The 17,580-nt window shown below is 67.3% G+C and carries 17 protein-coding genes; 4 read left to right on the forward strand and 13 right to left on the reverse strand.

Translation table 11 applies throughout. The annotated features are described in order from the left end of the window. Position 1: 1 nt before the first annotated feature. Positions 2 to 1,216 carry a serine palmitoyltransferase gene (spt, locus tag HW532_RS17000; protein WP_213161604.1) on the forward strand — a complete coding sequence of 405 codons (1,215 nt, stop codon included), beginning with the start codon at positions 2 to 4 and terminating at the stop codon, positions 1,214 to 1,216. A 192-nt stretch (positions 1,217 to 1,408) separates the two neighbouring features. Here spt and HW532_RS17005 read toward each other — a convergent pair whose 3' ends face one another. From HW532_RS17005 to HW532_RS17040, 8 genes are all read right to left on the reverse strand, one after another. Next, positions 1,409 to 1,810 carry a type II toxin-antitoxin system PemK/MazF family toxin gene (locus HW532_RS17005; RefSeq protein ID WP_213161605.1) on the reverse strand — a complete coding sequence of 134 codons (402 nt, stop codon included), beginning with the start codon at positions 1,808 to 1,810 and terminating at the stop codon, positions 1,409 to 1,411. Positions 1,811 to 1,902: 92 nt separating this feature from the next. After that, a complete protein-coding gene (locus HW532_RS17010; protein ID WP_213161606.1) occupies positions 1,903 to 2,805 on the reverse strand; it encodes a hypothetical protein in 903 nt (300 codons plus the stop codon). Between the two features lie 16 nt (positions 2,806 to 2,821). Further along, positions 2,822 to 3,793 (reverse strand): diacylglycerol kinase family protein, encoded by a 972-nt coding sequence (locus HW532_RS17015; RefSeq protein ID WP_213161607.1) that lies wholly within the window; start codon positions 3,791 to 3,793, stop codon positions 2,822 to 2,824. Continuing rightward, positions 3,790 to 5,028, reverse strand: coding sequence for a CDP-alcohol phosphatidyltransferase family protein (locus tag HW532_RS17020; protein ID WP_213161608.1), 1,239 nt, complete (start codon positions 5,026 to 5,028; stop codon positions 3,790 to 3,792). Before HW532_RS17020 ends, HW532_RS17015 begins: the two co-directional genes overlap by 4 nt. Positions 5,029 to 5,131: 103 nt before the next feature. Further along, complete coding sequence (locus HW532_RS17025; RefSeq protein ID WP_213161609.1) at positions 5,132 to 6,205, reverse strand: LptF/LptG family permease; 1,074 nt, start codon at positions 6,203 to 6,205, stop codon at positions 5,132 to 5,134. Further along, positions 6,205 to 7,422, reverse strand: a complete 1,218-nt coding sequence (locus tag HW532_RS17030) for an LptF/LptG family permease (protein WP_213161610.1) — start codon at positions 7,420 to 7,422, stop codon at positions 6,205 to 6,207. Before HW532_RS17030 ends, HW532_RS17025 begins: the two co-directional genes overlap by 1 nt. A 7-nt stretch (positions 7,423 to 7,429) precedes the next feature. After that, a complete protein-coding gene (locus tag HW532_RS17035) occupies positions 7,430 to 7,879 on the reverse strand; it encodes an HIT family protein (protein ID WP_213161611.1) in 450 nt (149 codons plus the stop codon). Between the two features lie 53 nt (positions 7,880 to 7,932). Continuing rightward, positions 7,933 to 8,895: a metallophosphoesterase family protein gene (locus HW532_RS17040; RefSeq protein WP_213161612.1), complete on the reverse strand. Its 963-nt coding sequence runs from the start codon at positions 8,893 to 8,895 to the stop codon at positions 7,933 to 7,935. 99 nt (positions 8,896 to 8,994) lie between these two features. On the opposite strand from HW532_RS17040, the gene HW532_RS17045 reads away from it, so the two are divergent. Then, positions 8,995 to 9,723 (forward strand): phosphocholine cytidylyltransferase family protein, encoded by a 729-nt coding sequence (locus tag HW532_RS17045; RefSeq protein WP_213161613.1) that lies wholly within the window; start codon positions 8,995 to 8,997, stop codon positions 9,721 to 9,723. A 40-nt stretch (positions 9,724 to 9,763) separates the two neighbouring features. On the opposite strand, the gene HW532_RS17050 is transcribed toward HW532_RS17045, so the two are convergent. The 4 genes from HW532_RS17050 to HW532_RS17065 are packed head-to-tail and all read right to left on the reverse strand — an operon-like array spanning position 9,764 to position 14,353. Beyond that, positions 9,764 to 10,579, reverse strand: a complete 816-nt coding sequence (locus tag HW532_RS17050) for a nucleotidyltransferase family protein (RefSeq protein ID WP_213161614.1) — start codon at positions 10,577 to 10,579, stop codon at positions 9,764 to 9,766. Further along, complete coding sequence (locus tag HW532_RS17055) at positions 10,576 to 11,727, reverse strand: GNAT family N-acetyltransferase (RefSeq protein ID WP_213161615.1); 1,152 nt, start codon at positions 11,725 to 11,727, stop codon at positions 10,576 to 10,578. Before HW532_RS17055 ends, HW532_RS17050 begins: the two co-directional genes overlap by 4 nt. A 51-nt stretch (positions 11,728 to 11,778) precedes the next feature. Further along, on the reverse strand, positions 11,779 to 13,494 hold the full coding sequence (locus HW532_RS17060; RefSeq protein WP_213161616.1) for an ABC transporter ATP-binding protein: 1,716 nt from the start codon (positions 13,492 to 13,494) through the stop codon (positions 11,779 to 11,781). 37 nt (positions 13,495 to 13,531) lie between these two features. Beyond that, positions 13,532 to 14,353 carry an aspartyl/asparaginyl beta-hydroxylase domain-containing protein gene (locus HW532_RS17065; protein WP_213161617.1) on the reverse strand — a complete coding sequence of 274 codons (822 nt, stop codon included), beginning with the start codon at positions 14,351 to 14,353 and terminating at the stop codon, positions 13,532 to 13,534. 329 nt (positions 14,354 to 14,682) lie between these two features. On the opposite strand from HW532_RS17065, the gene HW532_RS17070 reads away from it, so the two are divergent. Both HW532_RS17070 and HW532_RS17075 read left to right on the forward strand, forming a co-directional pair. Beyond that, positions 14,683 to 15,819 carry a DegT/DnrJ/EryC1/StrS family aminotransferase gene (locus HW532_RS17070; protein ID WP_213161618.1) on the forward strand — a complete coding sequence of 379 codons (1,137 nt, stop codon included), beginning with the start codon at positions 14,683 to 14,685 and terminating at the stop codon, positions 15,817 to 15,819. Positions 15,820 to 15,863: 44 nt separating this feature from the next. After that, positions 15,864 to 16,337: an NUDIX domain-containing protein gene (locus tag HW532_RS17075; RefSeq protein ID WP_213161619.1), complete on the forward strand. Its 474-nt coding sequence runs from the start codon at positions 15,864 to 15,866 to the stop codon at positions 16,335 to 16,337. Between the two features lie 254 nt (positions 16,338 to 16,591). On the opposite strand, the gene HW532_RS17080 is transcribed toward HW532_RS17075, so the two are convergent. Continuing rightward, entirely contained in the window at positions 16,592 to 17,572 is a 981-nt protein-coding gene (locus tag HW532_RS17080) for a glutathione S-transferase family protein (RefSeq protein ID WP_213161620.1), read from the reverse strand. Positions 17,573 to 17,580 lie beyond the last annotated feature (8 nt).

The raw sequence follows: 17,580 nt of genomic DNA on the forward strand, positions 1-17,580 counted from the left end.
CATGACAGACCTCCTGGAGAAGCACCGCCATCTGGCCGAACGCCACAAGGCCATGCTGCAGATGGGTGCGGATGCCGTCGGCCTCCCGATGGAGCGCATCCTGTCGCCGACGCGTGCGCTGATCGGCGGGCGCGAGACCATTCTCGCGGGCACCAACAACTATATGGGCATCACCTTCGATCCCGACTGCATCGAGGCGGGCAAGAGGGCGCTCGACGAATACGGCACCGGCACGACCGGCTCGCGCATCGCCAACGGCACCTACGAGATCCATCGCGAGCTGGAGCGCGAGATCGCCTCGTTCCTCGGGCGCGAGCATTGCATGGTGTTCACCACCGGCTACCAGGCCAATCTCGGCATGATCGCGGGGCTTGCGGGGCCCCAGGACACGATCTTCCTCGATGCCGACAGCCATTCGAGCATCTATGATGGCTGCGCGCTGTCGGGCGCGAAGCTCGTGCGCTTCCGCCACAACGACGCCGCCGACCTCGACAAGCGCCTGTCGCGCATGGGCGAGGAGACGGGCGGGCGCCTCGTCGTGCTGGAGGGCATCTATTCCATGATGGGCGACCGCGCGCCGCTGGCGGAGTTCATCGAGGTGAAGCGCAAGCACGGCTTCACGCTGCTCGTCGACGAGGCCCATTCCTTCGGCGTGCTGGGCGAGAACGGCCGCGGGCTCGCGGAAGAGGCGGGGCTCGAGGACGAGGTCGATTTCGTGGCCGGCACCTTCTCCAAGAGCGTCGGCTCGATCGGCGGCTTCGGCGCCGGCAACCACCCGCTCTTCGAGGCGCTGCGCTATGCCACGCGCGCCTATATGTTCACCGCCTCCCCGTCGCCCTCGACCATCGCCACCTCGACGGCGGCGATCCGCAAGCTCAGGGCGGAGCCGGAGCGGCGCGAGCGGCTCAGGCGCAACTCGGCCCGCCTTCATGAGGGGTTCGAGGCGCTCGGCCTCAAGATCGCCAGCAGGCAGGTGAGCCCGGTGATCGCGGTCCAGTGCGCCGACGAGCCGTCCACCATCGGCATGTGGAACGCGCTTCTGAATGCCGGCGTCTATGTGAATATCGCGCTCCCGCCCGGCACGCCCGGGCGCACCTGCCTCCTGCGCTGCTCCGTCTCCGCGGCCCATACCGACGAGGATATCGACACGATCATCGCGCTCTTCGGCAAGGTGGTCGGCGGCGAGGCGAAGGCGGAACTGGCCGCCGGCGGCTGAGCGACCCTCCGGAAGGCCGCTTGTGGAAGGGCGGATACGCAAAGCCCCGCGCTTGAGGCGGGGCTTTGGGACAATCAAAACTCGCAAGGCTCCCTCTTTGGCTTGTCATCGCCAGGGTGAGGAAGCCTGCCTAGCACGCTAGGTCTTAGAGCCCGACAACCGGGATACACTACCTATATACGCGATCCTCGATCACGATTCAATGTGGCGGTCGAGACCGAGGCCCGAGAGTACGGCGCGCCGGACGCCTGCCAGATCTTCCAGTTCCAGGGTTGGGTAGACATATTTCCGGCGCCCCACCTTGAATGCACGCAGGCGATAAACGCCAAGATTCATGATCATGTCGGCTTTCGCCCAGCATGGCTGATCGTCCGGTTCCTCCGGATGATAATTCTTCGAGAGCCTATAGCAAAAAGGCAGGTCGTGACGCGGAGCCGTGAGACTGACGGGTACGATTGCAGCGATCTCGGAGCGGTAGGGCAACTTCGGCGAAATCACGATAACAGGGCGTGTTTTAATCATCTCAGGAGCCTTGAAGCCCGAAAAATCACACATAAATATCTGCCCCGCCCTGGGAAAGAAATTCAGCGCCATAATCCCGTCCCCCCACCGCGCACCATAACAACTTTTCATTGAGTGTGCGAGGCTTGGGGCGGTTATGCGTGTGTCAGAGGCCGGTTCGGCCCTTAGCGGAACGCGCCCTTGCGGTAGAGCTTCGGGATGAGGGTGAGGGCGGCGAGGATGGGGTGGCGGCGTTGCCAGTCGGTGAGCTCGACGGGGACACCGGAATGGCGCTCGATCTTCCAGGCGATATAGTCCGCGCCGCCGGAGAAGGTGAAGGCGGCCTTGACCAGGCGCAGCACCGAGAGGAGCTTGCCGGCGATGCGTCGGCGCGCCCAGAGACGGCCGGCCGGGGATCCCATGTCGCTGGCGGGGGGTACGAGAGCGGCCGCCTCGCGATACCACGCCTCGTCCGCACCGACGATCTGGCGGGCGCGGTCCTCGCGCTCCGAGCGAAGCTCCGTGGCATAGGTCGCGGTCAGGGCGCGGACCCACAGTCGAAGCGGATCGTCATCGGGGCCTGACGCGGTGCCGGCAAGGCGGCGGCCTTCCTGGACCATGCGTGCGATGGCCGTCGCGATAGCCCCCTCCACGCGCGCGGCGATATCGGCGTCGCGGGCGTAGAGCAGCGCGCTCGGCTGGGCGAAGCGGGCCCAGAAATAGGGATTGTCGGTCTGCGGCGCCACCTTGCGCTCGAACACGTCGAGCGGCAACACCGCGCATTTGGCGCGCACGGTCGCGCCTTCATGGGTCGCCTCGGCATAATAGACATTGGGCGGCAGGAGCCGGCAGGCGGCCCGGCTCAGCCGGTTCGGGCTGATCGCGCCGGGCCGGTCGGTGAGTACATAGAGGTCGATGAGCGTGTCGCTCGCCGGCACGCCGCGCAGCGCCGAGCCATAGGCGAGAACGGCCGCGACGCCGGGTCCGCGCGCATCCCCCACCGCCTTGCCGATCGCGCGCACGGCGTCCGGCACCGGCGCGGACAGCCGGCCCTTCACGAGTGCCCTCAATGCCTTGTCGTCGCCCATGGCCCGTGTCCAGGCCTCATCCGAGGAGATACTCGAATTCCGGCCCTTCCTCGATGATCAGCGGCCCGTCTTTCGGCGCCTCGAAGAACTCCCCGTCGATGACGAAGGGGGTCGCCTGGTCGAGCGCGATCCGCTTGGCGGACAGGCTCACGCAGCCCTCCGGCAGGGTGCGCTCCTCGCCGCCATACATGATGGACAGCGTATAGCGCAGAATCGAGGGCGGCGGATAGGCGATGGCGGTGGCGCGCAGCGCGCCGCGACCCGCCCCGCCCCAGAAGGGCCGTGCGCCGAGCACCAGTTTCTCCAGTGTCGTGGCGAGGAACAGGAGCTGGTCGCCGGAGGCGCAGGCCGCCCCGTCCGCCGTCACGGTCATCGGGTAGGGACGGTCGATCCGCGTCTCGTCCGTCGGGTCCGGCTTTGCGAAGAGCGCCTTGCCGAGGGCTGTGGCGAGCGTCAGGGCGGGGGCGTAGTAGTCGCCCTTGAGCCCCGTCTTGTGGACGGAGGTCTGGCAGTAAAGCGTGCCGCGCCACAGCGCGCCCGCGCCGAGGAACATGCCGTGCTGGGGCGGCCGGCCATGGGGATTGGCGGCCCGCAGCGTGGCGCGGCGCCTGACGGCGGTGGCCCGTCGCAGCACCTCCGGCCGCACCATGGCATCGGCGATCGCCTCCAGCGACCGCCTGGAGAAGCCGAGATCGGCCGCCGTCATGTTGGTGGTGCCGTGCGCCAGGAGGGCAAGCCGGGGCGGGGCCTTGAAGGGCGAACGCTCCGCAAGCACCGTCTGGATCGCCTGCACCGTGCCGTCGCCGGAGGAGATGAACAGCGTGTCGACGCCGGCCTCGGCGAAATCCTCCAGCGCGCCCTCCAGCTCGTCGAAGGCGTCGAGTACGGCGAGCTCCACGCGGCGCTCGCCGGCGAGCAGATGGGCGAGGGAAAGGCCCTTTCCGCTTTCCTTGCCGGAGGCGGGATTGACGAGGAGACCGACCGTCATCGCTCAGTCTGTGCCGGTTCGTTGAGCCAGGACGAAAGCGTGCCCGTGCGACGCTTCTCCGCGAGCGCCTGGGCGAGCTGAAGCCCGTGCAGGACGAGGCAGAGCACGGTCCACACCGCGACCGCGACGAGCCCCCAGTCCGGCCGGCCGATCAGCGCGGACACGGTGAGGATCGCGAGATTGGGGTTGCGCCGCGCCGTGATCTGCCGGAACAGCGTGTCCATCCGGCGCCAGATATGGATCTCCAGCTTCAAGAACTGGATCGCGACGCCCTCCATGACGCGCTGGAGCACATAGCCGGCGATGATCGCGGTCAGCACCCAGAAGAGCGTCGCCGGCGCGAACGCCAGCCCGACCGCCTTCAGCCCGAGCCCCCAGGCGACGTACCAGAAGGGCGGGTGGACGAGGTCGATGCCGTGATCGAACACGTCGCCCCACTTGCTGGAGGTGAGCGTGACGCGGGCGAGCTTGCCGTCGACCGTGTCGAGGAAGGTCATGCCCCAGGCGCAGACGAGCCCGAGCGCCCAGGACCCCTGGAGGAACAGGAAGAAGGCGGCGACCATGAGCACGGCGCTGACCGTCGTCACCATGTTCGGCGTCACGAAGGTCGGCGCGAGCCAGCGGGTCGCGAGGAAGGCCGGCCAGGGCCAGACATGCTTGGTGATGAAATCCGTCGCGCCCTTGTAGGTGCCCATGAACATGCGCCATTCGACATCGGCGCGATTGGTCTCGTCGACCACCATGGCATAGGGCGTCTCGCGCTTGCGCAGCGACTGCCAGAAGCTCGCCTCCAGCTCGTCGGGGCTCAGCGCGGTCAGCTTGAGGGCCGCGGGCGGCTTGCGGCCCTCCATGAGCAGCGCACCGATCTCGCCCACGCGGTCGGCACTCACATGGGCGGCCACGGGCACCGGCCCGTCCGCGCCCTCGCCCATGAGCACGAAGTCCCGCCGCGCGATCAGGATTGGCACGAGCGGCTGGTCGATCACGGCATCGGCGCGCACGAGGATGACATGGCCGCCTTCCAGCGCCGCCTCGTCCGCGCTCACGAACCGGTCGAGCCCGGCACGTACGAACTGGCGCTCCGTGCGCTCGGCGAGCGTCGACCCCCAAAGGCGCGGGGCGCTGCCGGCGAGCACGCAGAGCGCGGGCTGCCCGGTCTGGGCCGTCTCCTGCGCGCCCTCCGCCTCGTACGGTTCGCTCGTTGCCGTCGCCATGGCGTGATCCTCGTCGAGCACTCCTGCTGTCCTCAACCCTTGTGCGCCCGCTGCGCAAGTACAGCCGAAAGTCGGTGCGAAGGAATACAGGGCTTTTCGCCGGAGGGAAAGACCTCGTGCCGCCTCATATGGTTTCCGCCCGGAAGGCCAGCATGCCCGCCGTCGCGGTGAAGATGAAGATCGGCATCCAGGCGGCCATCCACGGTGCCATGATGCCGAGCTCGCCGATGGTCATGGACAGCCCCTCCAGGATGAAGAAGCCGAAGCCCAGCGCCACGCCGATCGCGAACATCACGCCGAGGCCGCCGCCGCGCCTGTAGTGCGCCGACAGCGGCACGGCGAGCGCGACCATGAGAAGCGCTGTGACGAACAGCGTGAAGCGCTTGTGCCACCAGGTCTCGTAGACCTGCGTGGGGCGAATGCCGAAGCCGCCATTCTCGATGAAATAGTCGAGGTCGGAGATCGTCATCTCCTCCGGGTCGCCCGAGCGCGCACCGACCGCGGCCGGGCGCAGGAGACCGCTGTAGATCAGCTTGGCGATGTGGCTCGGCGGCAGGTTCTCCTGATAGTAGATCGTGACGTCGGAGAGCTCCCAGCGCCCGTCCGTCAGCTCCGCATGGTTGGCCATCACCTGCTCCAGGAGCACGCCGTCCGGGTCGCGCCGGAAGATGATGACCTCGTCGAGCTCGGTCGCCTGCGGGTTGCTGCTCACAGCGCGCAGGATGTCGTTGCCGGAGCGCATCCAGATCGGGTCGCCCTCGCCCACCTTGAGCTTCTTCTTGCCGTAGTCGCCTATGCCCCAGTCATGGAGCGTGGGGGCGGCCCAGGGCACGGCCTGGTCGTTGACGAGGAACTGGACGCCGCCGACGAGCAGCGCGATGGGCACGAACATGCCGATCACGCGGAACTGCGACACGCCGGAGGCCCAGATGGCGACGAGCTCGCTGTTGGCGCTGAGCTCCGTCAGGAGCAGAAGCATGGCCAGCAGCGCGGAGATGTTGATGAAGCTCGAGGCCACGCCCGGCAGCCGCAGGAGCCCGTAATAGGCGACCGCGGTCATGTCGTTGTCCTTCAGCGCCAGGATGTCGCCGGAATGGGCGACCGCGTCGAGCGTGACGATGAAGACCGAAATGCCGAGCAGGATGACGATGAAGCGCACCACGAACATCCGCGTCAGCATCCACGAGAGTGTCCACATCACAGGGGCTCCGCGGTTCTGACGACGCGGCGGAAGAGGCCGCGGATCGTCTCGTTGACCCTGTCGGCGAGCGGCTCGAGCCACTCCTGGCGCACCGTGAAGCAGGCGCGGTAGTAGCGCCATCCCGAGAAGACCGTGAGCACGGCATAGGGCAGCCACAGCGCGATATAGGGCGACAACTGGCCGACCCGCACGAGCAGCGTGCCCTGTTCGAGGATCTCGTGATAGGCCACCAGGATGATCAGCGCCGCGCCGAAGCGGTAGGCCCGCATGCCGCGCCGGCGCCCCAGCGCGAAGGGAATGGCGAGGAACGGCAGGACAGGCAGGGAGAAGATGTTCACCAGCCGCTTGTGGAGTTCCGCGACCATCTCGTCGCGCGTGGCGTCGGGCGGGGGACTGTCGAGCCGCATGGCGAGCTCTGGCAGGGTGAGCTCGCGCTGGTCGTTGCCGCGCGGGCGGAACAGGCGGCTTGTCTCCTTGCCGAGCGGCGTTTCCGCGGAGGAGAAGTCGCCGACCACGGAGGTGGGCTGTGCCGCGGAGGTGCCCGCCCCGGGCCAGCCGTCCACCGTCAGCCGATGGCCGTTCTCCAGATGGAGGACGGGGCGCGTTTCGCCCGGCACCTCGATCAGCGCGCCGCGCTCGGCGGTCACCGTCTCGCTGCCGTCGGCCCCGCGGTCCTCGAACAGGAATATGCGCTCGAACTCGTTGGAGCTGCGCTCCAGCTTGTCGAGGATGAAGGTGCGCGAGCCGGCCTGCATGAACACGCCTTCCTCGGCGAGATAGAACACATCGACGTTCTTCACCGTGTATTCCACCGAGCGGTAGGCATAGCGCGTATAGGGCTGGGCCCAGCCGAAGATGGCGATGGCGGCGAACATCAGGGCGAGCGCCAGCGCCAGCACCGGGCGGGTGAGCTGGTGCAGGCCGATCCCGGCGGCGAGGAAGGCATCGAGCTCGCTCGACTTCGACAGCCTGTTGAAGCCGAACAGAAGGCCCAGGAACAGCGCCGCCGGAACGGCGAGCCCCAGATAATGCGGCACCAGATAGGCCAGCATCTCGAAGACGATGGCGAAGGAGTTCTTCTTGCCGAGCGTCACATCGAGCAGCCGCACCATACGCTCCGCCAGAAGCACCAGGAGGCCGATCGCCATGGCGGCGAACAGGGGGCCGGAGACCTGGCGGATGATGTAGCGCGATGTGATGCTGATGAATGCCATATGCGGGTCAGCCCATCTTGGCCGCGTCCGGCCAGGCCGCGCGCAGCGCCGCGACGAGGCGGCCGCGCAGGGCCTCGTCCGGCTCGACCGCCTTGGCGAGCGCGGGCGGGCCGGGCCAGCCGGAATCGGGAAAGGCCGTGCCCTCGAAATCCTGCGCCGCCGAATAGCGCGGCAGGACATGGAAATGGACGTCGGGGTCGACCATCATCAGCATGAGATAGTTGATCTTGTCATAGGGTCGGAAGGCCGAAAGCGCCCCTTCGATGCCGGCCGTCGCGTCCGCAAGCTCCGCAAAGGCGTCCGGGGAAATCTCCGAGAAGGCGCGCGCCTCGTCCTTGCATACGAGCACCAGGGCTCCCAGCGTTGCCTGGGCGGGGCGCAGAAGCACGCACCAGTGACGGTAATCGGCAACCAGCGTATCAGGAAAGCCGAATTTCTGCATTGTTTCGTTGGCCATGGGTCATGCTCTCCCGGCAGCGTGTGAACGGTGGACCGGCGATCGTGGCGGCATCACGCTTCCGCCGCAAGACCGGCGGCCTGGCCCGCCCTGTCGTCGGAGTCCATGTCGAGGGCGAGGCGGTCGGCCTCGGTGAAGCGGTCCGACGCCTCGTCATAGGCCCGCACGGTCACGTCGCAGGTCCACACGCCGTTCGTGCGGTTGATCGCATAGCGGTACCAGGCCGATGCGGGCTTGCCATGCCGGGCGACCGCGGATGCCGACGGGACGCCGACAACATGCACGGGGCCGTGGCGCGAGACCAGTCGCTTCAGGGAATGCTGGTGATTGTGGCCGTGGAGCACGAGCTCCGCGCCTTCCTCCGCAAGGACGCCGGCGAGCCGGGGGGCGTCGAGCAGCGCCTTGCGCCGCGCGTTCATGCCGGGCAGGGGCGGGTGATGGATGAGCACCACACGGAAGAAGCCGCGCGCGCGCAGGACCGAGAGGATCTCGCCCAGCATCTCGATCTGGGCGTGGCCGAGCCGGCCGGAGGCAAGCAGCGGGCCCGTCGGCACCGAGCTCGACAAGCCGATCAGCGCGATGTTGCGCCGGGTACGCACGAAGGGAAAGGGCTCGGGCGAGGGGCGCGTGATCGTGCCCGCCACGGCAAGGTCGCCGCGCATATAGTCGGCCCAGCGGCCGATGCCGTCCTCGAAGGGCACCGGCACATAGGCGTCGTGATTGCCCGGAACCACCGTGATCCAGTCGGGCACGCCGAACTCGGAAAGCCACTGAGCGGCACTGGCGAATTCCTGCCGGGTGGCGAGGTTGACCAGATCGCCGGTGACCGCGACGTGATCGGGCGCGGCGCGGCGGATATCCTCCACGAGCAGGTCGGTGACGTGGCGTCGATGGATCTGGCGCCGGCGCCTCAACCAGGACTGGTAGCCGTAGAAGCGCTTGGTCGCCAGCGCGCGCAGCGACAACGGCGGCATGGGCGAGAGATGGACGTCGGAGAGGTGGGCCAGTGTGAACATCGGCGTGCCGGTCGCTTATTCCATGGGCGTTGACTTCGCGGGGCCGCGATGCGATTGAGAAGCCAACTGCTCTCCGTTTTCTAGCAGAAAGGCCGTGTCGTGAAAGTTGTGATCCTTGGCGCAGGCCAGGGCAAGCGGCTCCTGCCGTTGACCCAGGACATCCCCAAGGCGCTCCTCGATATCGGCGGACGCCAGCTCGTCGCCCGCCAGATCGATGCGTTCGCCGCATGCGGCATCAAGGAATTCGTGGTCATCACCGGCTACGGCGCCCCGCTCATGGACGCCGCGCTCGAAGCGCTTGCGCAGGAGCTGTCGGTGGAGATCCGCACGGTGTTCAATCCCTTCTACACGGTGGCCGACAATCTGGCGAGCTGCTGGATGGCGCGTCATGAGATGGGGTCCGATTTCGTCCAGGTCAATGGCGACAACGTCTTCAAGGCCGACATGGTGGAGCGCATCCTCGCCGCGCCGCCTGCGCCCGTCACCGTGGCGATAAACCACAAGGACCAGTATGACAACGACGATATGAAGGTCATGCTGGACGGCGAGCGCCTCACCGAGATCGGCAAGACCCTGCCGCTGGAGGCCGTGGATGCGGAGGCCATCGGCATCTACGTATTCCGCGGCGAGGGGGCGGACGTCTATCGCGGCGTGCTCGACCAGGCCATGCACGAGCCCTCCGGCCTCAAGCAGTGGTTTCCCTCCGCCGTCGGCACCACCGCCAAGCTCACCGACGTCAAGGTTTGCGCGATCGACGGCCACGAATGGTGCGAGGTCGACTTCCCGGTCGATCTGCAGGCCGCTCGCCAGATGGTCTCTTCCTGGTAATCCGGTAGCCGGGCGATCGGCCTCAGTCGCGCCCGTCCCGTCAGACAGCCCCGGGGCTGTGTCCCGTCTTCGACAGGATCTCGTCCACGAGGCGCTTGTCCGCGGGCTTGTCCACATCGATGGCGGCCTCGGCGAACGGCATGTCGACGGGCCGGGCGACGAGGCCGAGCTTGCGCGAGGCGCGCGCGAAGGCGCGGTCGAGATCGAGACGGCCGAGCGCGTAGAGCGCCAGCGACGAGAGGCCGAAGGCCCGCATGAGGCGGAACGGGTGCTTGCGGTCCCGGTCCAGGCGCGCCCAGAAGGCGATGGCCTTGAGCGCCTGCTCGCTGTTGAGCGCGAACAGATTGCAGCCCGAGACCCGGTCCCGCCCGAAGGCGAAATAGGTGCGCTTCGTTTCCGGATAGGCCGCCGCGATGGTCTCCTCGCGCGCGAGCCCGACGGTGAGGTCGGCGCCGGAGGCCGCCGATTCCGCCAGGAAATGCTGCACCATCTCCGCCGTCAGGAGCGCATGGTCGCCGGTCGTGACGAGCAGCGGAAAGGTGAGCTCGCCCGAGCTCGCCGCCGCGATGACGGAGGCCGGCGCGCTGGTGGTGGAGGCGATTGCGGTGGCCTCCACGTCGCCGGCCGCCGCACTGGCCTGCGCGACGATGTCGGGCCGGTCGATGGAGACCACGATGCGGCCGATATGCGGGGCGGCGGCGAGCGCTTTCAGGACCCGCGCCAGCATCGGCACGCCGCCGAGCTCGACGAGACATTTGTGCGAGACGCCGAAGGCCTTGGCCATGGGGTCGTCCGGCCCGCGCCCGGCCGCCAGCACCAGCACGTCGTAGCGCGGGAAGGAGGCATCCGCCGTCATGCCGCGGGGTCCCGTGGCAGCGACCGCTCGTAGATGCGATAGGTCTTGTAGGGGTGGGCGTCGAGCTCCTCGATGATCCGGCGCATGGAGACATTGTCCTCCAGGATCCAGGACAGTTCCGCGCGCTCGAGCCCGCGGGCCTCGTGATAGACGCGGACCGCCTCGATGACGGCGAGGGCGAGGGCGGTGCCCATCGGCGTGCCCTGATAGGACTTGCGAACGCCCATCAGCGGCAGGCGCGCGGCTTTCGGCGGCGTCATGAAACGGTAGAGCAGCTTCGCCCAGCCGAAGGGCAGCAGGCGGCCGTCGAGATCGGCGATCCAGTTATTGACGTCGGGCAGGGTGACGGCCATGGCCGCCGGCTCGCCCTGGATCTCGGCAATGGCGATATAGCCCTCCGTGACAAGCAGCTTCAGGTTCTTGCCCAGATGCTTGATCTCCGCATCCGTCATGGGCACGAAGCCCCAATTGTCCGACCAGGCGTCGTTGAAGATGGAGATGATGATGTCGAGGTCGCGCTCCAGATGGCGCTTGGAGATCGGGCGCACCCGGATGTCGCCGGACCGCAGGACCCGCTTCAGGATCAGCGCCATCTTGCGGGGGAAGGGCGTGTCCAGAGCGTAGTCGTAGGCGATGATGTCCTTGGCCTTGGCGTAGCCGAGCTCCTCCAGCCGTGCCGCGTAATAGGGGCGGGCATGGCCCATCATGAGCCGGGGCGGCGTGTCGAACCCGTCGACGAGCAGGCCGGTCTCCTCGTTTATGGAGAAGCTGAAGGGGCCGCGCACGCGCGCCATGCCCCGTTCGGCGAGCCAGCGCTCCGCCTGGCCGAGAAGCGCGGAGAAGACGGCCCGGTCGTCCACCGCCTCCAGGAAGCCGAACTGGCCGGTCCGGTCGCGGTAGCGCTCCAGAGAGAGCCGGTCGATCTGGGCGGAGATGCGGCCGACGCACGCATCGCCGTCGAAGGCGAGGAAGAGCTGGGCCTCGGCATGCTGGAAATAGGGGTTGCGGCCGGGCTTGAGGACGTCCTTGCGCTCCATGGGCAGCGGCGCGATCCAGTTCGGATCGTCGCGGTAGACGAGCCGGGGCATGGCGATGAAGCGGTCGAGATCGCGCCGTCCCTCGACCGGGCGGACTTCAATTCCAGCCATCTGGGCCTCCCATTGCGGCGGGAAACGGGACGGCCACGGACGGTGCGGCGCTCATGCGGTCTGCGGCAGGGCGGGTGCCGGCTCCGCCTTGGTGGCATGGCCATGGCTCACCTTGTAGAGCCGGGTGGCGATGGTCGTCCAGGCTGGCCGGTGGGTGATCGCGACAATGGTGTACTCGCCGCCGAGCGCCTGGATGTTGCGGCAGATCTCGGCTTCGGTCTCCGGGTCGAGGGCGCTCGTCACCTCGTCGAGCACCAGGAGCTGGGGGTCGCCGACGAGCGCGCGCGCGATGGCGATGCGCTGGCGCTGGCCGCCGGACAGCTTCGTGCCCTGCTCGCCCACCGTGGTATCGATGCCTTCGGGCAGCGAATCGACGAAGGAGAGGGCGTCCGCCTTGGCCAGCGCCTCGCGCGCCTTCTCCCGCGAGATCGAGACGTCGCCGAGCGTCACGTTCTCGTAGACCGTGCCATGCAGGAGGGTGAGCTCCTGGGGTACGTAGCCGATCATCTGCCGCCAGGCCTTGAGAGAGATCTCCTTCAGCGGAACCCCGTCGATCAGCACCTCGCCCTCGTCGGGCTCGTAGAGCCCGATCAGGAGATCGATGATGGTCGTCTTGCCGGCGCCGGAAGAGCCCTGGAGAACCGTAATCTCGCCGGCCGGCACCTCCAGGTCGACGCTGTGCACCACAGGCGTCTTCTGATGCGCGAAGGAGACGTTGCGGAAGGTGCAGCCCTCCGTCAGCGTCGGCATGCGCGTGCCGTCGTCGGGCTCGCGCTCGGCGGCGGTGTCCTCGATCAGCCCCTGGATGCGCCAGTAGGCGGACTCCAGCTCCACGGCCCTCTGGAGGTGCTGCTGCATCTTGCCGGTGATCGAGACCATCTGGAAGAACACGATACCCAGCACCACGAGCTCCGCCAGCGGAACGTTCCAGACGTCGGCGGCCAGATAGACGCTGAGCCCGAGAATGACGGCGAGCAGTACCTCGCGCCCGTAGATCAGCCCCTGCTTGGCGAGCACCTGGTTCTTCAGCGCCTTGCGCAGCTTGCGGATCTTCGTTTCGAAGAGCGCGGAGAACGGCGCCTGGCGGTTCATGCTCTTCAGCGGCTTGATGTTGTTGAAGGCGTCGGAGACGTAGCTGACGAGCTCCGACGTGCGGTCGGTCTGGCGGTAGCCGGCGCGCCGCGACAGGCGCACCAGAGCGCTCATGCTGAGCGACAGGAAGGCGCCGACCGCGAGGCCCGCCGCCGCGAGCGCAGGCGAGATCAGGAAGGAGATCACCGCATAGATGAACGCCTGCACCACGAAGGACATGAACTTCGCGGCCATGAAATAGGCCTGTCCGGCGCGCGCGGCCTGGCCCGAGATCGCATTGGCGATGCGCCCGACGCGCTGGTTGGCGAAATACCGCCAGCGCACGCTCATGAGCTGGTCCAGCAGCTTGGTGCGCAGATGGGTGGAGACGCGCGCCACCGCGGCGCCGGCATAGCTCAGCGCCGCGAAGGACAGCACCGCCTTCGCGATCAGGGCGCCGGAGACGATCAGGATCAGGTTGGGCAGGGTATGCGCGATGCCGACCGTGTCGAGCGCGGCCGTCACATAGGTGCTGAGCGCGGACGAATCCTTCTGCCCGCCGCCAATCTCCGTGATCGTCGGCAGGAGTGCCCCGAGGCTGACCGCCTCGGCGAGGCCGGCCAGCAGCAGGCACAGCAGCACGAACAGGGGCTGTGTGCCCTCCGCCGTGAAGAAAATCCTGAAAATCTTGCCCATCAAACGGTGCGCCCTGCAGGTGGCAGATGCACGCAACCTATGTCGGATCGCTCAGCTTTTCCAGATTCTCGTCGGCGCGACGTGTCGCCGCCTCGAAGCGATCCTCGAAATTCTCCATCTTGCGCTTGGGCTCCTGATAGTAGGCGGTGAGTTTCAGGAGCGATACGAACACCTTGTTGAGCGTGCGCCCCCAGAAGCGCATGGGCCGGTCGAAGTCGAACAGCAGGATGACGCGCTCGTCCTCGGTGTCGTTCCAGACCTCGTGTTCGTAAGTGTCGTCGAAGACGAAGATCTCACCTTCCCGCCAGACGCAGGTTTCCTCGCCGACCCTCATCCGGCACTTCTCCGCATCGCGCGGGATGATGAGTCCCAGATGGCTCCTGAGGATGCCCTTCGACACACCCTTGTGGGCGGGGATGTGATAGCCGGGCGCGAGGATGGAGAACCAGGCCGTCTGCAGGTTCGGGACCCGCTCCAGGACACTGGCGGTCACCGGTGCCTGGCGGCAGTTCTTCTGCAGCTTCTCGCCGAACCCGAACAGGATGAAGGTGCGCCAGCTCGTTCCCTTGGCGATTCGGTACTGGTCGCGGGAAATGTCCTGGAATGTCGGGACCGCCTCGCGGTGTTTCAGGATCTCCCGCACCTCGTCGCGAATCTCCTCCCAATGGTCGGTGAAGTCCTTCAGGAACGGAAAATCGGCATTGTCGAGGACCGGCGCATTGCCAACCAGGGATTGGCGGCTCTGGATGGCCTCGATCCTGCGGCTGAGCCGCTTGCCGAGTCGCTTGATCATCCGGCGCCGCTTCTCCTTCAATCGCTCGATCAGGGTCGGCTTTCCCTCTCCGGTCAGGGTCGACATTTGCATTACCTCTCGCTCATGCGCCGGCGGGGCCGCCTGTGACTGGCGGATCCGGCAGTCTGCCGTGCGGCTCGCGTGTCTGCACAGTTATCGACAAGTTATCTTTGAGCCCCCCTTGCCTCAATAGCGTCTATGGCTGAATAGTGCCACAAATGAACGCCACGATCACTACAGGTTTTCACTGTAGGTCAATCAAGTAGATGTGGGCAAGAACGCAACTCAAGATTGGTTGGGCCGATCTTCTTTCGGGCGGACTGGCGTGTCTTGCGGCGCATGACCGCGAGGCGCAGGCGAGGCGGGCGGAAGACTATTGGGGAGAGGGCCGGTCGGTGGTCGCGACCTATTCGGTGCGCTCCGGCTTCGACCTTCTGCTGCAGGCGCTTGATCTTGAGCGCGGAGACGAGGTGATCTTCTCCGCGCTCAATGTGAAGGGCATGGTGCGCATCGCCGGCCAGCACGGGCTGGTCCCCGTACCGCTCGATCTCGATATCGGCCATGCAATCCCGTCCCCGGAGGCGCTGGAACGGGCGATCTCGCCGCGCTCGAGGGTCCTGGTCGTGGCCCATCTGTTCGGAGCGCATCTCGATCTCGGCGGGCTGTTCGCGCTGGCGCGTCGGCATGGGCTGATCGTCGTGGAGGATTGTGCCCAGGCCTTTTGCGGGCGCGCCTATGCGGGCCATCCGGACGCTGATGTCTCCATGTTCTCCTTCGGTCCCATCAAGACGGCGACGGCGCTCGGCGGCGGGCTCTTGAAGGTGCGCGATCCGGTGCTGCGGGCGCGGATGAGGGACATCCAGTCGGGCTATCCGGTCCAGCCCGCCCGCGCGCAACTCAAGCGCGTGGCCCAGTTCGCTGCCCTCAAGTTCATCACCTCGCGGCCCGCCATGGGCGCGATCTACCGGTTCTGCCGGGGCAGGGGCCGCAACTACGAGGACACGATCAGCGAGAGGGTGCGCAATGTCGCCCCGCTCAAGACGGCCAGAAAGATGCATTACCAGCCGTCCGCGGCCATGCTCGCCCTCCTGAACCGGCGTCTGAACCGCTTCGATCCGGACGAATTGTCGCAGCGGGCCGCCAAGGGACGCCGCCTGCGCGATCTGCTTGGCGATACAGTCGCGATGCCGGCGGTCGCCAGCCGCTACCACGATTACTGGGTGTTCCCGGTCCTGATGGACCAGCCGAAGCAGGTGATCGCCGCGCTGCGGGCACAAGGCTTCGATGCGGCCGGCCTGCCGCGCTCCCAGGCCGTTCCGGCACCGGAGGACCGCCCCTGGCTCGCTCCGGATAGCGCTGCGCAGATGCTCTCCGATCTCGTTATACTGCCCTGCTATGCAGCCATGCCCGACAGCGAGCTCGTCCGTCTCGCCGAGGCTGTCGGGGCGATTGCGGAGAAGACGGGAACGGCGCGGACAAAGGCTTATGCGGGTCGGACCGGGGTGCACGGCAGGGCGGTCGAGGCAGCCTGACCCGGCAGGGCCGGCCCGCCGATGCCGCCTGCGATGGAGAGGCAATGGCGGGGCGTACCGTCTACAGAGCCACATTCAGGCTGTTCCTTCAGCCCTGGTTCCGGCTGAGCCGCGGGCTGACGCTCGGCGTGCGCGCGCTCGTCGCCGACGAGGCCGGCGGGGTGCTCCTGGTCCGCCATGGCTACGCGCCGGGCTGGATCCTGCCCGGCGGCGGCGTGGAACGCGGCGAGACGGCGGAGGATGCGCTCATGCGCGAGCTGGCCGAGGAGGCCGGCATCGTCCCGCTCGAGCGGCCGCGTCTCCTCGGGCTGCTTGCCAATGACGCGCAGTTTCCCGGCGACCACATCGCAGTCTTCACCGTCGGGCGCTGGCGCCAGCAACCGCGCACGGCGAGCGCGCTCGAAATCGCCGAGCAGGGCTTCTTCCCGCCGGACGCCCTGCCGGAAGGCACCACGGGCGGCACCCGCCGGCGAATCGCGGAATGGCAGACCGGCGCCCCCGTGCCGGACCGATGGTAGCCGCGCCCGGCTGGACGCCGGCTCCGTCAGACAGGACAATGCCCTGGAGCGTGTCGCTCCCAAGCAGAACCACTCGAAGACCGTGATCTGCGGCTGCTGGGCTCCCGCCTTCGCGGGAGCGAGCGGGAAGACAAGCCGAGCTCTTCCGCCCTCATGCCCGCTCATGCCCGCGCAGGCGGGCATCCAGGTGCCGGTTGGCAAAGCACTTCAAGCTGGCCGCAATCGGTTCTAGATCAACAGGGACGCAGGTTGCCCTAGCCGATCGCCTCCCGGCCATGGGGCGAGGCGAGGTCGAGCTCGGGACCGAGCGGCACGATGCCCGTCGGGTTCACCTGGCGGTGGCTGGCATAGTAGTGGAGCTTGGTCTGGGCCATATTCACCGTCTCCGCGATGCCGGGCCACTGATAGAGCTCGCGCAGATAGCCGTGGAGGTTCGGATAGTCGGCGATCCGCTTCCGGTTGCACTTGAAGTGGCCGACATAGACGGGGTCGAAGCGCAGCAGCGTGGTGAACAGCCGCCAGTCGGCCTCCGTGATCTCTCCGCCGACGAGATAGCGCTGGCGCGACAGCCGGTCCTCCAGCTTGTCCAGTGTGGCGAACAGCGCCATGAAAGCCTCCTCGTAGGCATCCTGCGTGGTGGCGAAGCCCGCCCGGTAGACACCGTTGTTGACCGTCTCGTAGACGGTGTCGTTGATCGCGTCGATCTCGGCCCTGAGATGGGCGGGATAGTAGTCGGTACGATTGCCGGTGATGTCGTCGAAGGCGGTGTTGAACATCCTGATGATCTCCGCCGATTCATTGTTGACGACGGTCTGGCGCTCGGTGTCCCACAGCACCGGAACAGAGACCCGGCCGGTATAGTCGGGATCGGCCCTGAGATAGACCTCGTAGAGCCGGCTCGCGCCGTTCGCCGTGTCCGGGATCGTGTCCTCGCGGTCGGAGAACACCCAGCCTTCCTCGCCCATGACGGGGTCGACGATGGACAGGCCGATATGGGGCTCGAGCCCCTTGAGCGTGCGGAAGATCAGCGTGCGGTGCGCCCAGGGGCAGGCCCAGGCGACATAGAGGTGGTAGCGCCCGCTCGCGGCCGGGAACCCGCCCTCGCCGGAGGGCCCGGGGGCGCCGTCGGCGGTGATCCAGTTGCGGAACTTCGATTGCGCGCGCACATAGCGCCCGCCCGTCGATGAGGTTTTCTCCGGGTTGGCGTGCCATTCTCCGTCGATGAGCAGTCCCATGGGCGATC

Origin of the sequence: Kaustia mangrovi, from assembly GCF_015482775.1 — a bacterium.
GTDB classification, from domain to species: Bacteria; Pseudomonadota; Alphaproteobacteria; order Rhizobiales; family Im1; genus Kaustia; species Kaustia mangrovi.

Bases quoted from the DNA above. Each gene is read 5' to 3' on its own strand.
- spt (WP_213161604.1), top strand. From the start codon at position 2: ATGACAGACCTCCTGGAGAAGCACCGCCATCTGGCCGAACGCCACAAG.
- HW532_RS17005 (WP_213161605.1), bottom strand. From the start codon at position 1,810: ATGGCGCTGAATTTCTTTCCCAGGGCGGGGCAGATATTTATGTGTGAT.
- HW532_RS17010 (WP_213161606.1), bottom strand. From the start codon at position 2,805: ATGGGCGACGACAAGGCATTGAGGGCACTCGTGAAGGGCCGGCTGTCC.
- HW532_RS17015 (WP_213161607.1), bottom strand. From the start codon at position 3,793: ATGACGGTCGGTCTCCTCGTCAATCCCGCCTCCGGCAAGGAAAGCGGA.
- HW532_RS17025 (WP_213161609.1), bottom strand. From the start codon at position 6,205: ATGTGGACACTCTCGTGGATGCTGACGCGGATGTTCGTGGTGCGCTTC.
- HW532_RS17030 (WP_213161610.1), bottom strand. From the start codon at position 7,422: ATGGCATTCATCAGCATCACATCGCGCTACATCATCCGCCAGGTCTCC.
- HW532_RS17035 (WP_213161611.1), bottom strand. From the start codon at position 7,879: ATGGCCAACGAAACAATGCAGAAATTCGGCTTTCCTGATACGCTGGTT.
- HW532_RS17040 (WP_213161612.1), bottom strand. From the start codon at position 8,895: ATGTTCACACTGGCCCACCTCTCCGACGTCCATCTCTCGCCCATGCCG.
- HW532_RS17050 (WP_213161614.1), bottom strand. From the start codon at position 10,579: ATGACGGCGGATGCCTCCTTCCCGCGCTACGACGTGCTGGTGCTGGCG.
- HW532_RS17055 (WP_213161615.1), bottom strand. From the start codon at position 11,727: ATGGCTGGAATTGAAGTCCGCCCGGTCGAGGGACGGCGCGATCTCGAC.
- HW532_RS17060 (WP_213161616.1), bottom strand. From the start codon at position 13,494: ATGGGCAAGATTTTCAGGATTTTCTTCACGGCGGAGGGCACACAGCCC.
- HW532_RS17065 (WP_213161617.1), bottom strand. From the start codon at position 14,353: ATGTCGACCCTGACCGGAGAGGGAAAGCCGACCCTGATCGAGCGATTG.
- HW532_RS17075 (WP_213161619.1), top strand. From the start codon at position 15,864: ATGGCGGGGCGTACCGTCTACAGAGCCACATTCAGGCTGTTCCTTCAG.
- HW532_RS17080 (WP_213161620.1), bottom strand. From the start codon at position 17,572: ATGGGACTGCTCATCGACGGAGAATGGCACGCCAACCCGGAGAAAACC.